General features: G+C 67.5%; 11 protein-coding genes. 7 read left to right on the top strand and 4 right to left on the bottom strand.

What is annotated here, in order from left to right; all coding sequences use genetic code 11:
* Window positions 1-2: 2 nt before the first annotated feature.
* From ASE79_RS09210 to hflX, 3 genes are all read left to right on the top strand, one after another.
* Window positions 3-1,379: a sigma-54-dependent transcriptional regulator gene (locus tag ASE79_RS09210; protein WP_056415042.1), complete on the top strand. Its 1,377-nt coding sequence runs from the start codon at window positions 3-5 to the stop codon at window positions 1,377-1,379.
* Window positions 1,380-1,467: 88 nt separating this feature from the next.
* A complete protein-coding gene (gene hfq / locus ASE79_RS09215; protein WP_082445203.1) occupies window positions 1,468-2,034 on the top strand; it encodes an RNA chaperone Hfq in 567 nt (188 codons plus the stop codon).
* The gene (hflX, locus tag ASE79_RS09220; RefSeq protein WP_056415048.1) at window positions 2,031-3,323 is read left to right on the top strand and encodes a GTPase HflX; all 1,293 of its coding nucleotides are present in this window, start codon (window positions 2,031-2,033) and stop codon (window positions 3,321-3,323) included. Before hfq ends, hflX begins: the two co-directional genes overlap by 4 nt.
* On the opposite strand, the gene mazG is transcribed toward hflX, so the two are convergent.
* Window positions 3,304-4,038, bottom strand: a complete 735-nt coding sequence (gene mazG, locus ASE79_RS09225) for a nucleoside triphosphate pyrophosphohydrolase (RefSeq protein WP_056415052.1) — start codon at window positions 4,036-4,038, stop codon at window positions 3,304-3,306. The two genes, hflX and mazG, sit on opposite strands and share 20 nt — an antisense overlap.
* Before the next feature lie 256 nt (window positions 4,039-4,294).
* Between mazG and ASE79_RS09230 the strand changes: the two genes are divergently transcribed.
* The 3 genes from ASE79_RS09230 to ASE79_RS09240 are packed head-to-tail and all read left to right on the top strand — an operon-like array spanning window position 4,295 to window position 8,561.
* Window positions 4,295-4,972: an ABC transporter ATP-binding protein gene (locus ASE79_RS09230; protein ID WP_056415054.1), complete on the top strand. Its 678-nt coding sequence runs from the start codon at window positions 4,295-4,297 to the stop codon at window positions 4,970-4,972.
* Complete coding sequence (locus tag ASE79_RS09235; protein ID WP_056415056.1) at window positions 4,969-7,464, top strand: FtsX-like permease family protein; 2,496 nt, start codon at window positions 4,969-4,971, stop codon at window positions 7,462-7,464. The genes ASE79_RS09230 and ASE79_RS09235 overlap by 4 nt, the downstream gene beginning before the upstream one ends.
* Window positions 7,464-8,561: a lipocalin-like domain-containing protein gene (locus ASE79_RS09240; RefSeq protein WP_082445204.1), complete on the top strand. Its 1,098-nt coding sequence runs from the start codon at window positions 7,464-7,466 to the stop codon at window positions 8,559-8,561. Before ASE79_RS09235 ends, ASE79_RS09240 begins: the two co-directional genes overlap by 1 nt.
* Here the strand turns inward: ASE79_RS09240 and ASE79_RS09245 are convergent.
* The gene (locus ASE79_RS09245; protein WP_056415059.1) at window positions 8,537-9,742 is read right to left on the bottom strand and encodes an MFS transporter; all 1,206 of its coding nucleotides are present in this window, start codon (window positions 9,740-9,742) and stop codon (window positions 8,537-8,539) included. The genes ASE79_RS09240 and ASE79_RS09245 overlap by 25 nt on opposite strands.
* Before the next feature lie 82 nt (window positions 9,743-9,824).
* Between ASE79_RS09245 and ASE79_RS09250 the strand changes: the two genes are divergently transcribed.
* The gene (locus tag ASE79_RS09250; RefSeq protein WP_056415062.1) at window positions 9,825-11,495 is read left to right on the top strand and encodes a formate--tetrahydrofolate ligase; all 1,671 of its coding nucleotides are present in this window, start codon (window positions 9,825-9,827) and stop codon (window positions 11,493-11,495) included.
* Window positions 11,496-11,610: 115 nt separating this feature from the next.
* Here the strand turns inward: ASE79_RS09250 and ASE79_RS09255 are convergent, their stop codons facing one another.
* Both ASE79_RS09255 and ASE79_RS09260 read right to left on the bottom strand, forming a co-directional pair.
* Window positions 11,611-12,264 (bottom strand): HAD-IA family hydrolase, encoded by a 654-nt coding sequence (locus tag ASE79_RS09255; RefSeq protein WP_056415064.1) that lies wholly within the window; start codon window positions 12,262-12,264, stop codon window positions 11,611-11,613.
* A 242-nt stretch (window positions 12,265-12,506) separates the two neighbouring features.
* Complete coding sequence (locus tag ASE79_RS09260) at window positions 12,507-12,689, bottom strand: CsbD family protein (protein ID WP_055875955.1); 183 nt, start codon at window positions 12,687-12,689, stop codon at window positions 12,507-12,509.
* Between the last annotated feature and the right edge of the window lie 19 nt (window positions 12,690-12,708).

Genomic DNA, 12,708 nt, shown 5'->3' on the forward strand with positions numbered 1-12,708 from the left:
TGATGGCGCTCGATATTCTCGTCGTGGACGACGAACGTGACATTCGCGAACTGGTCGCCGGCGTCCTTGAGGACGAAGGCTATGCCACGCGCGACGCTGGCGACAGCGATTCCGCGCTCGAGGCGATCGCCGCCCGGCGTCCATCGCTCGTGCTGCTCGACGTCTGGCTGCAGGGCTCGCGGCTCGACGGGCTCGAACTGCTCGACGAGATCAAGCGACGCGATCCCTCGATCCCGGTGCTGGTCATCTCGGGCCACGGCAATCTCGACACCGCGGTCGCCGCGATCCGGCGCGGTGCGTCCGATTTCATCGAAAAGCCGTTTGAGGCCGAGCGACTGCTGCTGATGGTGGCGCGCGCGACCGAGACTGAACGGCTGCGGCGCGAGGTCGCGACCCTGCGGGCGACGGTCGGTCGCGAAACCGACCTGACCGGCAGCTCGGGCGCGATCAACGGCGTCCGCGCGACGCTCAAGCGTGTCGCGGCGACCGGCAGCCGCGTGCTCGTCATGGGCGGTGCCGGGGTCGGCAAGGAGGTCGCCGCGCGGCTGCTCCATGGCTGGAGCCTACGGACCGACGCGCCGTTCATCGTGGTCAGCGCCGCGCGGATGACGCCAGAACGTGTCGATGAAGAGCTGTTCGGGGTCGAGGAGGCGGGCGATCTCGTCCGTCCCGGCCTGTTCGAGCAGGCGCATGGCGGCACGCTGTTCCTCGACGAGATCGCCGACATGCCGATCACGACGCAGGCGCGAATCCTGCGTGCGCTGACCGACCAGAGCTTTACGCGCGTCGGGGGCACGCGCGTCGTTAAGGTCGACGTGCGAGTCGTCTCGGCGACCGCGCGCGACCTGGTGTTCGAGATTTCCGAGGGGCGGTTCCGCGAGGATCTCTATTATCGGCTCAACGTCGTCCCAGTGACGATCCCGCCGCTCTCCGACCGCCGCGAGGATATCCCCGCGCTGGTCCAGCATTTCATCGCGCACTACGCGTCCGAACGCCGCGTGCCGACGCCGGAGATCGCGCCCGATGCGATGGTCGCGCTGCAATCCTATGACTGGCCCGGCAACGTCCGCCAGCTTCGCAACGTGGTGGAGCGGACGATCATTCTCGCGCCGGGGGACCGGATCGGCCGAATCGATATCGACCTGTTGCCCGCCGAGGTGCTCGGCGATCAGGGTGATATGGGGGCCGCGGGCGGCACCGCGATCATGGGCTCGCCGTTGCGCGAGGCGCGCGAGACGTTCGAGCGCGAATATCTCCGCGTCCAGATCCGCCGTTTCTCGGGCAATATCTCGCGGACGGCGAGCTTCATCGGCATGGAGCGCTCGGCACTGCACCGTAAGCTGAAGCTGCTCGGGATCACCGAAACACGCGACGAATAACACGCCGCAATTTCGCCGCCCTCTGGAACTATGAGGGCGGCGATCATAGATCATACGCTGCGCCCGGTAATCGGGTGCATCTCCGACGCTGGGAAACAGCGCCTCGCGGGCAAAGTCCCGCCAAAAACAAAGGGTTATCCCATTGGCCGATAAACCAGGCTCGCTGCAGGATCTGTTCCTGAACGCACTCCGGCGCTCGAAGACGCCGGTCACCATGTTTCTCGTCAAGGGCGTCAAGCTCCAGGGCATCGTCACATGGTTCGATAATTTTTCGGTTCTGCTCCGTCGCGACGGCCAGTCGCAGCTGATCTACAAGCATGCGATCTCGACGATCATGCCGGCGGGGCCGATGGACGTGTCGGCGATCGTCGATGCGGTCGGAGAGAACCAGAAAAAGCACCCGTTGTTGCAGGATATTTTCCTGAATGCGGTGCGGAAGTCCGAAGACAGCGTGACGATGTTCCTGATCAACGGAGTCATGCTCCAGGGTCAGATCGCCGGGTTCGACCTGTTCTGCATGCTGCTCCAGCGCGAGGGCATGGCGCAGCTCGTCTACAAGCACGCCGTCTCGACGATCCAGCCGGCGCGGCCGCTGAACCTCGCCGAGGAACCCACCGATACGGATGACGCGGATGATTCGGACAATGACGATTGAGTAGCGGTTTCGAACGCGATCGGGACGAGTTCACCCGTGGCACGCGTGCGATCGTCGTGCTGCCCGACCAGGGCGACGCGTCACGGGACGTCGATGCGCGCCTGGAGGAGACCGCCGGGCTCGCCGCGGCGATCGGCGTCGAGGTCGTCGAGCGGATCGCTTACCGAGTCCGCCAGCCAAAACCGGCGACGCTGATCGGGAGCGGGCAGGTCGAACTGCTCGCGACGCAGGTGCGGATGGAGGAGGCGGGGCTCGTCGTGTTCGACGCGAGCCTCAGCCCGGTCCAGCAGCGCAACCTCGAAAAGGCGCTGGAAACCAAGGTGATCGACCGCACCGGGTTGATCCTCGAAATCTTCGGCGAGCGCGCGGCGACGGCCGAGGGCCGGTTGCAGGTCGAGCTCGCGCATCTCGATTACCAGGCCGGCCGGCTCGTCCGAAGCTGGACGCATCTCGAGCGCCAGCGCGGTGGCTTCGGCTTTCTTGGCGGTCCGGGCGAGACGCAGATCGAGGCAGATCGCCGTTTGATCCGCGACCGGATGGCCCGGCTCAAACGCGAGCTGGAGCAGGTCAGCCGCACGCGTGGTCTGCACCGCGAGCGTCGCCAACGCGCGCCGTGGCCGGTGATCGCGCTGGTTGGCTATACCAACGCCGGAAAGTCGACGCTGTTCAACCGGTTGACCGGCGCCGACGTCATGGCGGAGGATCTGCTGTTCGCCACGCTCGATCCGACGTTGCGACAGATCCAGCTTCCCGGCATCGACAAGGCGATCCTGTCCGACACGGTCGGTTTCGTCTCGGACCTGCCGACCCAGCTGGTGGCGGCGTTCAAGGCGACGCTGGAGGAAGTCGTATCGGCCGACTTGCTCGTCCATATTCGCGATATCGCGCATCCCGACAGCGAGGCGCAGCGCGCCGACGTCGAGACCGTGCTGGCCGAGATCGGCGTCGACGAGAATACGCCGCGCTTCGAGGTCTGGAACAAGCTCGATCTGCTCGATGCCGACACGCATGAGGGGATCGCGGCGGAGGCCGCACGGCGCGACGACGTCGTGGCGATCTCTGCGTTGAGCGGGGAAGGGGTCGACACGCTGATCCAGCAGGTCGCTGCCAAGCTGACCGGCGCGCATCGGCGCTACAGCATCACGCTCGATGCGACCGATGGCGCGGGGGCGGCATGGCTGCATGCGCATGGCGAAGTGCTCGGCACCGCGGATGACGCGCTGGCGACGACCTATGACGTGCGGCTATCCGAGAGCGACTATGACCGGTTCATCCGCCGCGACGCTTGACCGCCTGCCATAGGGCTTCCTTCTGATCGAGTGTCATGGCGGCGAAGGCGTCGCCGCCATCGGCCTCGATCGCCCGGAAGCGTGTCTCGAACTTGGCATTGCCCGCGCGCAAGGCCGCTTCGGGATCGACGCCGAGATGCCGCGCCCAGTTCGTCACCGCAAACAGCAGGTCGCCGATCTCTTCTGCCACGGTGTCTGAGCCAGCCTCGCGAACCTCTTCGATTTCCTCGACTACCTTCGCGAGTGGGCCGGTGGCATCGGGCCAGTCGAAGCCGACGCGCGCGGCACGCTTCTGCAGCTTTTCCGCGCGCGCCAAGGCGGGCAGGCCGATCGCGACCCCGGCCAGCGCGCTGGGATCGGACTTCTCCGCGCGCTCGCTGGCCTTGATCGTTTCCCAGCCGGGCGAGGTCGCGGCATCGCCGAAGATATGCGGGTGGCGGCGTTCCATCTTGTCGCTGATCGCGGCGACGACGTCGGCCAGGGTGAAGGCGCCGGACTCCTCGGCGATACGGCTGTGAAAGACGACCTGGAGCAGGAGGTCGCCGAGTTCGTCCTTGAGATCGGCAGCATCGTCGCGCGCGATCGCATCGGCGACCTCATAGGCTTCCTCGATCGTGTACGGGGCAATCGTCGACCAGGTCTGGACGCGATCCCATTCGCAACCCGCGACCGGATCGCGCAATCGCGCCATGATGGAAGTCAGCCGTTCAATCATAGAAAGCCCTCGAAAAACGACCCCGGGATACAGTGCGTACAGAGATCGATAATATGTATTATGTAAAATCTGGATAGTATCTTGTGGACTGACCCTTACGATGAGCCGCCGACCTGTCAAACATACGGCGTGTTGAACGCGCCGACCCTGCGCGACCTGAGCGCGCATGCTCGGTACCGATCAGACTGACTCGAAAGCAATCTGAGGCAATGCCCCGCGGCTGTCATGCCACGGCCATGCGTGGCATGGTCCGGCGATGCACGATGATGCCCTGCTTCGCGTTTCCGGCCTTGCAAAGTCGGTCCCCGGTGGTCGCGAACTCTTCCGCGGCCTCGACCTGATCGCAAGGCCCGGCCAGCTCATCGCAATCGTCGGAGAGAGCGGCGTCGGCAAATCGACGCTGCTCAACATTCTTGCAGGGCTAGACCGGCCCGATGCCGGCCAAGTCGCGATCGAAGGCGTTGGTCTGGAGACACTCGACGAAGCGGCGTTGACCCGGCTCCGTGCGACGCGGGTCGGGTTCGTCTTTCAGGCGTTCCATGTCCTGCCGTATCTTACCTTGCGCCAGAACATCGCACTGCCGCTCGCGCTGGTCTCTGCGGACCGTCGGTCGATCGCTGCGCGGGCGGACACGATGCTCGAGCGCGTCGGCCTGAATACCCGCGGTGGCGGCTATGCGCGCGATCTGTCCGGCGGCGAGTTGCAACGCGTCGCCATCGCGCGCGCGCTCGTCCACCGCCCGGCGATCATCCTCGCCGACGAGCCCACCGGCAATCTCGATCCCGAGACTGCGGCTAAGATTCTTGCTTTGTTCTCAAGCGCGGTCCGGGAGAACGGCGTTGCCGCGATCATCGTCACGCATTCCGAAGCCGCCGCGGCGATCGCCGATATCGTCCTGACTCTGACGGCTACCGGCCTGGAACGCCGAGCATGAACCTCCTATCGGCGCGACTTGCGCTGGGGTGGCTGATCGGCGGAGAGTGGCGCGCGCACCCTGCCCGGCTCGCCTTGACCGCGGTGGCGATCGCGATCGGCGTCGCGCTCGGGTTCGCGGTCCATCTGGTCAACGGCTCGGCGCTGTCTTCATTCGAGGGTGCGTTGCGCAGTGTAAATGGGCGAGCGGACGTGCAGGTCAACGCCACCACCCCGTTTGGTTTCGACGAGGCGCTGTATGCGCGGGTTGCGACCGCGACCGGCGTCGCCGATGCGAGCCCGGTGGTCGTTCTGCGCGCGACCGCGGGCACGGCGCGCTTCACGCTGCTGGGTCTCGACGTCATCCGTGCAGCGCAGGTGACGCCGTCGCTGATCGGCATCGCCCCCGCCGGCGTCGATCGTCGCACCGATGCCGCGTTCGACGGGCAGGCGCTGTTCCTGTCGTCGTCGGCCTTGCGTATCCTTCGGGTCAGGCCCGGTGACACGCTGACCGTGGCGGCCAACGGCAAGGCCACGCAGCTCCGCGTCGCGGGCGCGCTACCCGGCGTCGCGGTGGGACAGGCGATCGGCGTCGTCGATATCGCCACCGCGCAGTGGCGGTTCGGCAGGCTGGGCCGGCTCGACCGGATCGACGTCAAACGAGCCGATGGCGCCTCGACCGCGGCGTTGACCGCGATCCTGCCGCGCGATGTGACGATCGGGACCAGCGCCAGCGATGCCACGCGGAGCGACGCGCTGTCCCGCGCGTATCGCGTCAATCTCGACATGCTTGCGCTGGTCGCGCTGCTGACCGGCGGCTTCCTGGTGTTCTCCGCCCAGTCCTTGTCGGTCGCGCGCAGGCTTCGCGCGTTCGCACTGATCCGGACGCTTGGCTTGCCGCGCAACGGCATCATCGCCACGGTCGCGCTCGAAGGCCTCGCGATCGGCCTGATCGGATCGAGCCTGGGCCTGCTGCTCGGCTATGCGGTGGCCTATGCCGCGCTTACCAGGTTCGGCGGCGATCTCGGCGCGGGCTATTTCGCCGATGGCAGCGTCCGGTTGGCGTTCGCCCCCGCCGCAGCAGTAGGCTTCTTCCTGCTCGGCGTGTTTGCAGCGGTTGCAGGGAGCGTCCTGCCCGCACGCATCGCCGCGCGTGTCGCGCCGGCAGCGGCGCTCCGCAACGCCGGCGACATGATCGATCCGCGCACGCCCGTTCCGTGGATCCCCGCAGCGGCGCTGATCGCGGTCGGCGGTGTCGCGGCGCTGCTTCCCGCGATCGGCGGACTTCCCATATTCGGGTTTGCGAGCATGGCGCTGATCCTGGCGGGCGGGATCGCCGGGATGCCATGGCTCGCGCGGACGGTATTGGCGCCCCTCGCTCGCCGCTCGGGTCGCAGCGTCGCCAGCGATCTTGCGATCCAGCACCTCCATGGCGCGCCCGGGCAGGCTGCCACCGCCCTGTGCGGGATCGTCGCGAGCACCGCGCTGATGATCGCGATGGCGGTGATGGTGACCAGCTTCCGCGGCGCGGTGGACGAATGGCTCGGTCAGATCCTGTCGGACGACCTGTATTTGCGCGTTGAGGGCAGCTCAGGCTTCGATCCCGCCGCGCAGGCGGTGCTGCGCGCGACTCCCGGCGTGGCGGGTATCGCGTTCAGCCGGCAGGTTCCGCTGACGCTCGCCGCGGATCGCCCGCCGGTGACGCTGATCGCGCGCCCGGTCGATGCGCGGTTCGTGCTGCTCGACAAGGCCGATCGCCTGCCCGCCGGGACGATCCCGATCTGGCTCTCCGAACCCGCCGCGCGGCTCTATAACTGGAAGGTCGGCGCGACCGTCACGCTGCCGCTGGCGGGGCGCTATGCCGTCGCCGGCATCTGGCGCGACTACGCCCGCCAGCAGGGCGCGATCGTGATGCGCGAGACCGATTATAGCAAGGCGACCGGCGACCGCACCCGAACCGAGGCGGCGATCACGCTGCGGCCCAGTGCGGACCCGGCGCGCGTAGAGCGGGCGCTAACGACCCGGACGCCCCGCGCGCTTGCCAGCTTCGTCTCGATCGCACGACCCGCGACGCTGCGCCGCTACGCGCTCGAGCTGTTCGATCGCAGCTTTGCCGTGACCTATCTCTTGGAAGGCGTCGCGGTGCTGGTCGGGCTCGCGGGTGTCGCCGCGACGATGTCCGCGCAGACGATCGCCCGGACCCGCGAGTTCGGGATGCTGCGGCACATCGGCGTCTCCAAACGCCAGATCGTCGCAATGCTGGCGAGCGAAGGCGCGCTGCTCGGCCTGGTCGGCGGCATTGCCGGGATCGCGCTGGGCGGGATCATGGCGCAGGTGCTGGTCCACGTGATTAACCCGCAATCGTTCAACTGGACGATGGCAACGCGCGTTCCCTGGGGAATCGTGGCCAGTGTCGCGGGGGCGCTGGTGATCGCCGCCGCCGGCACCGCGACGCTGGCCGGCCGCCGCGCGATCGCCGCCGATGCGGTCCGCATGGTCAGGGAGGATTGGTGATGCCCTACCCGTTCACGCGCCGTTTCAAACGCCTGTCCACAGGCCTGCTCGCGGCCGCCGCGGTGACGCTGACGGCCGCGACGCCTGCTGCAACCGACTATCCGACTGTCCGCCCCGGCGCGCGGTTCGTCTTCCCGCGCGAGCATGGTGCGCATCCGGCGTTCCGCACCGAATGGTGGTACGTCACCGGCCGGCTGGAGACGCGCGAGAAGCGCGACCTAGGCTTTCAGATCACGTTTTTCCGGACCACGCCCCAGACGGATCCCGCCAACCCGAGCAAGTTCGCGCCCAAGCAGATCCTGTTCGCGCATGCCGCGCTCTCCGATCCTAGCGTTGGCTACCTCCTCCACGGCGAGCGCGCCGCGCGGGCGGGTTTCGGGCTCGCCCAGGCGCGGATCGGTGACACCGACGTCAGCTTGCGCGACTGGCGTATCTGCCGCCTCGCCGACGGACGCTTCGTCGCCACCGTCAAGACGCCCGAGTTCGCGCTGGCGTTGACGCTGACGCCGCGCCAGCCGCCGCTGCTCGAGGGCAAGGACGGGTATAGCCAGAAGGGGCCCCTACCCGACCAGGCGAGCTATTATTATTCGGTGCCGCATCTGGCAGTTTCGGGCAGCCTGACCCGCAAGGGCAGCGCGCAGCCGGTCACGGGCCAGGCGTGGCTGGACCGCGAATGGTCGTCGGATTATCTCGGCGGTGGTGCGGTCGGCTGGGACTGGACCGGGCTCAACCTCGACGATGGCGGCGCGCTGATGGCGTTCCGGATCCGCGGTCCGGGCGGCCGGCAGATCTGGGCGGGTGGATCGTTCCGACGCGCCGACGGCCGGGTCGTCCGGTTCGCGCCCGGCGACGTACGCTTCGCGGCGCTGAAGCGATGGCGATCGCCGAGGACCGGCGCTGTGTACCCGGTCGCGCAACGTCTCAGCATCCGCCTGCCCGAGGGGGTTCGCCGGCTGGACCTCAACCCGCTGTTCGCCGACCAGGAGCTCGATGCAAGGCGCAGTGGAATGCCGGTCTATTGGGAGGGGGCGGTCCGCACGCCCGGTGGCAGCGGGTATCTCGAGCTGACGGGTTATGCGGATCCGCTGAGGATGTGATCGCCGCGCGGCTCGGTCAGGAACAGTGCGAACGCCGCCACCGCAAGGCCGGCTCCCACCGCCATCGTCGCGGTCCAGCCGCCATGGTAGAGGCTGAACGAGGCCAGCATCGACCCTGCCGCGCCGCCCAGGAACACGACGGTCATGTAGATCGCGTTGATTCGCCCGCGGGCGTCGGCGGCGATCGAGTAGATCACGCGCTGGCCGAGCACCTGGTTCAGCTGTGTCGCCGCATCGAGCAGGATCGCTGCGATCGCCAGCACGATCAGCATATGCGCGGCACCCGCCCAGCCCGCGACGACACAGGCCAGGATCGCGCTGCCCAGGGCAATGCCCGTTCCGATTCGAATATAGCCGCGATCGCCGAGCCGTCCGGCGATCGGTGCCGTCAGCGCACCGCCCGCCCCTGCCAGGGCGAACAGAGCGATGCCGCCCTGCCCGAGACCGAACCGGGTCGCCAGCACCAGCGGGACCGCGGTCCAGAACAGGTTGAAGATCGCGAACATCGTCGTCTGGTACGCGGTGCGCCGACGGATCGCAGGCGTCCGCACGAGCAGCTTGAAACTGGACGCGAGGATCTGCGCATAGCCAAGACCGGGGCTTGGCCGCCGTTCGGGCAGCATCTTAGCGAGCAAAAGCGCGAGCGCGACCATCGCCACCGCCGACACCGCGAAGATCGCACGCCAGCCGGCGATCGACGCCAACCCGCTCGCCAGCGGCCGCGCGAGCATGATCCCGGTGATCAGCCCCGCCATGATGTTGCCGATCACCTGCCCGCGCTTCGCATCGGGGGCGAGATGCGCGGCGAGCGGCACCATGATCTGCGCGCCGACCGAACAGAATCCGGTGACGAACGAAAAGACGAGGAAGCTCAGGGCACCGGTCGAGAACACCACGCCGATCAGCCCGATCGTCGTGCCCGCGACCATCGTCAGGATCAGCCGGCGGTTCTCGACCAGATCGGCGAGCGACACGATCAGCAACAGGCCCGCGCCGTAACCGAGCTGCGTCAGCGTGACGATCAGCCCCGCGGTGCTGCCGTGAAGCCCGAGCGCCGGGGCGATCTCGCCGATCAGCGCCTGCGCATAATAGAGGTTGGCGACCATCATCCCGCATGCGACCGCAAAGACGGTCGTGAGCGCGGGTGTCATGGCGGGCATAGTGCGATGGGTGTCGGTCATTGACGTGGCGTCTAGGGTGATGTGACGACGCTTGCCAGCTTAGCGTCTGGAATCCCGAGCACAGCCTCGCTAGGCAGGCGGCATGGACACCGATATCGCCATCGCCCGCAGCGTCGCCCTGCGCCCCATCGCCACCGTCGCGGACGATCTCGGCATCCCCGACGCGGCGATCGAGCCTTATGGTCGCTACAAGGCGAAGATCGCGCTCGACTGGCTCCAGACGCGCAAGGGCGGTGCGCAAGGGCGGCTGATCCTCGTCACCGCGATCAACCCGACGCCTGCGGGCGAAGGCAAGACGACGACCTCGATCGGCCTTGCCGATGCGCTGCGCCATACCGGCCGCAAGGCCGTGCTGGCACTGCGCGAGCCCTCGCTGGGCCCGTGCTTCGGCACCAAGGGCGGCGCGACCGGCGGCGGTCGCGCGCAGGTCGCGCCGATGGAGGACATCAACCTCCACTTCACGGGCGATTTCCACGCGATCACGGCGGCGCATAATCTGCTCACGGCGATGATCGACAACCATATCCACTGGGGCAACGCGCTCCAGATCGACGTCCGCCGCGTGGTGTGGCGCCGCGTGCTCGACATGAACGACCGCGCGTTGCGCGATATTGTCCAGTCGATCGGCGGAGTCGCCAACGGTTACCCGCGCGAATCCGGGTTCGACATCACCGTCGCGTCCGAAGTGATGGCGATCCTGTGCCTCGCGAACGACCTGGCCGACATGGAGCGCCGGCTGGGCGATATCGTCGTCGCCTATACGCGCGACCGCCAGCCGGTGACCGCGCGCGACCTGAAGGCGGACGGCGCGATGGCGGTGCTGCTGGCAGAGGCGATCAAGCCCAACCTCGTCCAGTCGCTCGAGGGCACGCCGGCCTTCCTGCACGGCGGCCCGTTCGCCAACATCGCGCATGGCTGCAACTCGGTGATCGCGACGCGCGCGGCGCTGTCGCTCGGCGAGTATGTCGTGACCGAGGCCGGGTTCGGCGCGGATCTGGGCGCGGAAAAGTTCTTCGACATCAAGTGCCGGCAGGCGGGGCTCGCGCCCGACGCGGTCGTGATCGTCGCCACCGCGCGCGCGCTGAAAATGAACGGCGGAGTCGCCAAGGCCGATCTCGCGCACGAAAATGTCGACGCGGTGCGCAAGGGCGCGGTCAACCTCGTCCGCCATATCGAGAATATCCGCCAGTTCGGCGTCCCCGCAATCGTCGCGATCAACCATTTCTATACCGACAGCGATGCGGAGATCGCCGCGATCGTCGAGGCGGCCGCGCAGCACGGCTCACGCGCGATCCTGTGCCGGCATTGGGCCGAGGGTGGCGCGGGCGCGGTCGAACTGGCGGATGCTGTCGCGGAGATCTGCGAGACGCATGGCGGCGGGTTCGCGCCGATCTATGGCGACGAGCTATCGCTGTTCGACAAAATCGATACGGTCGCGCGGCGGATCTATCGCGCGGAACATGCGGTCGCCGATCCGAGCGTGATCGCGCAACTCAAGCGGTGGGAGGAGGCGGGCTATGGCCATCTGCCCGTCTGCCTTGCCAAGACGCAGTACAGCTTCTCGACCGACCCGGCGCTGCTCGGCGCGCCGACGGGACACATCGTGCCGGTCCGCGAGGTGCGGCTTTCTGCTGGCGCCGGCTTCGTGGTGGCGATCTGCGGCGAGATCATGACCATGCCAGGCCTGCCGCGCGTCCCCGCGGCAGAAGCGATCCACCTGAATGATGAGGGGCTGATCGAAGGGCTGTTTTAAGACCCCGGATGCCTCTTGCTCCGGCATCCTGACGAAAGTCAGGATCCAGAGCCACGAGCGGCGCGGACTGTTACTCTGGATCCTGACTTTTGTCAGGATGACGAAGGGGGGGAGGTCAGTCCTGCGTGACGACTAGGCCATCCTCGCGGACGGTTACCGACAATCGGACATAATCGACGACGGTCGGATGCGCCATCTCGACCCCGTGCGAATGCGTCGCGGTGATCACGAGCACATCCGCCCCCGCGGCCTCCCCCGCGGTGATCCCCGCTGCGGCGTCTTCGAACACCAGGCAATCGCCCGCCGCGACGCCGAGCCGCTCGGCGGCAACCAGGAAACAGTCCGGCGCAGGCTTGCCGTTCGGAATGTCGTCGGCGGCGATCATCGTCGCGGGGACCGGCAGCCCTGCAGCCTTCAGGCGCACTTCGGCGAGCGCGCGCGGCGCCGAGGTGACGATCGTCCAGCGCTCCGCCGGCAGGCTGGCGAGGAACGCCGCGGCGCCTGCGATCGGCGCGATGTCGCCCACATCCTCCATCTCCGCCGCGGTGATCGCTGCGGCTTCGGCGACCGGATCGACACCGGGAAGGCCAAGCCGCCTTACCGTCTCGACCGATTGCACCCCGTGGATCGTCGGCACGAACGTCGCGGCGTCGAGGCCGTGCGCGATTGCCCATTTGGTCCAGATGCGCTCGGCCGACGCGATCGAAGTGAGAATCGTCCCGTCCATGTCGAACAGGAACGCGGCGTAAGTGCGGGTGGGGAAGGTCATAGGGTGCTCGTGATCGAGGTTGGCGGGTGAGGCAAGGCCGTTTGGTCCGCACTTTTAGACCACCCCGGCGGAGGCCGGCACCCGATTGGCATGTCCGAGGTGACAACGGGCAGCCCATCATCAAAATTGCTGCCCAGTTGGGCCCCGGCCTTCGCCGGGGTGGCGGCGGCGGGAAGCGTTACACAAAGAAAAGGCCGCCCCGGTCTCCCGAAGCGGCCAATATTCCTGCATCAAGCCAAAGCTTAGATGTCGTCGCCGAGTGCGCCCTTGACGCTGCCCTTGACGTTCTGCGCAGTGCCCTTGGCCTGCTGCGCTTCGCCTTCGGCTACCAGACGGTCGTTATCGGTTGCCTTGCCTACGGCTTCCTTGACGTTGCCTGCAACCTTGTTGCCTGCCGCTGCGACCTTGTCGGTGAACTCGCCCATCAGAGCCTCCACTTGTTGT

It is taken from the genome of Sphingomonas sp. Leaf28 (assembly GCF_001421685.1).
Taxonomy (GTDB): Bacteria; Pseudomonadota; Alphaproteobacteria; order Sphingomonadales; family Sphingomonadaceae; genus Sphingomonas; species Sphingomonas aurantiaca.

Excerpts from the sequence above, each read along its gene's own strand:
- ASE79_RS09250 (WP_056415062.1), top strand. The coding sequence starts at position 9,825 with ATGGACACCGATATCGCCATCGCCCGCAGCGTCGCCCTGCGCCCCATC.
- ASE79_RS09245 (WP_056415059.1), bottom strand. The coding sequence starts at position 9,742 with ATGACCGACACCCATCGCACTATGCCCGCCATGACACCCGCGCTCACG.
- ASE79_RS09240 (WP_082445204.1), top strand. The coding sequence starts at position 7,464 with ATGCCCTACCCGTTCACGCGCCGTTTCAAACGCCTGTCCACAGGCCTG.
- ASE79_RS09255 (WP_056415064.1), bottom strand. The coding sequence starts at position 12,264 with ATGACCTTCCCCACCCGCACTTACGCCGCGTTCCTGTTCGACATGGAC.
- mazG (WP_056415052.1), bottom strand. The coding sequence starts at position 4,038 with ATGATTGAACGGCTGACTTCCATCATGGCGCGATTGCGCGATCCGGTC.
- ASE79_RS09210 (WP_056415042.1), top strand. The coding sequence starts at position 3 with ATGGCGCTCGATATTCTCGTCGTGGACGACGAACGTGACATTCGCGAA.
- ASE79_RS09235 (WP_056415056.1), top strand. The coding sequence starts at position 4,969 with ATGAACCTCCTATCGGCGCGACTTGCGCTGGGGTGGCTGATCGGCGGA.
- ASE79_RS09230 (WP_056415054.1), top strand. The coding sequence starts at position 4,295 with ATGCACGATGATGCCCTGCTTCGCGTTTCCGGCCTTGCAAAGTCGGTC.
- ASE79_RS09260 (WP_055875955.1), bottom strand. The coding sequence starts at position 12,689 with ATGGGCGAGTTCACCGACAAGGTCGCAGCGGCAGGCAACAAGGTTGCA.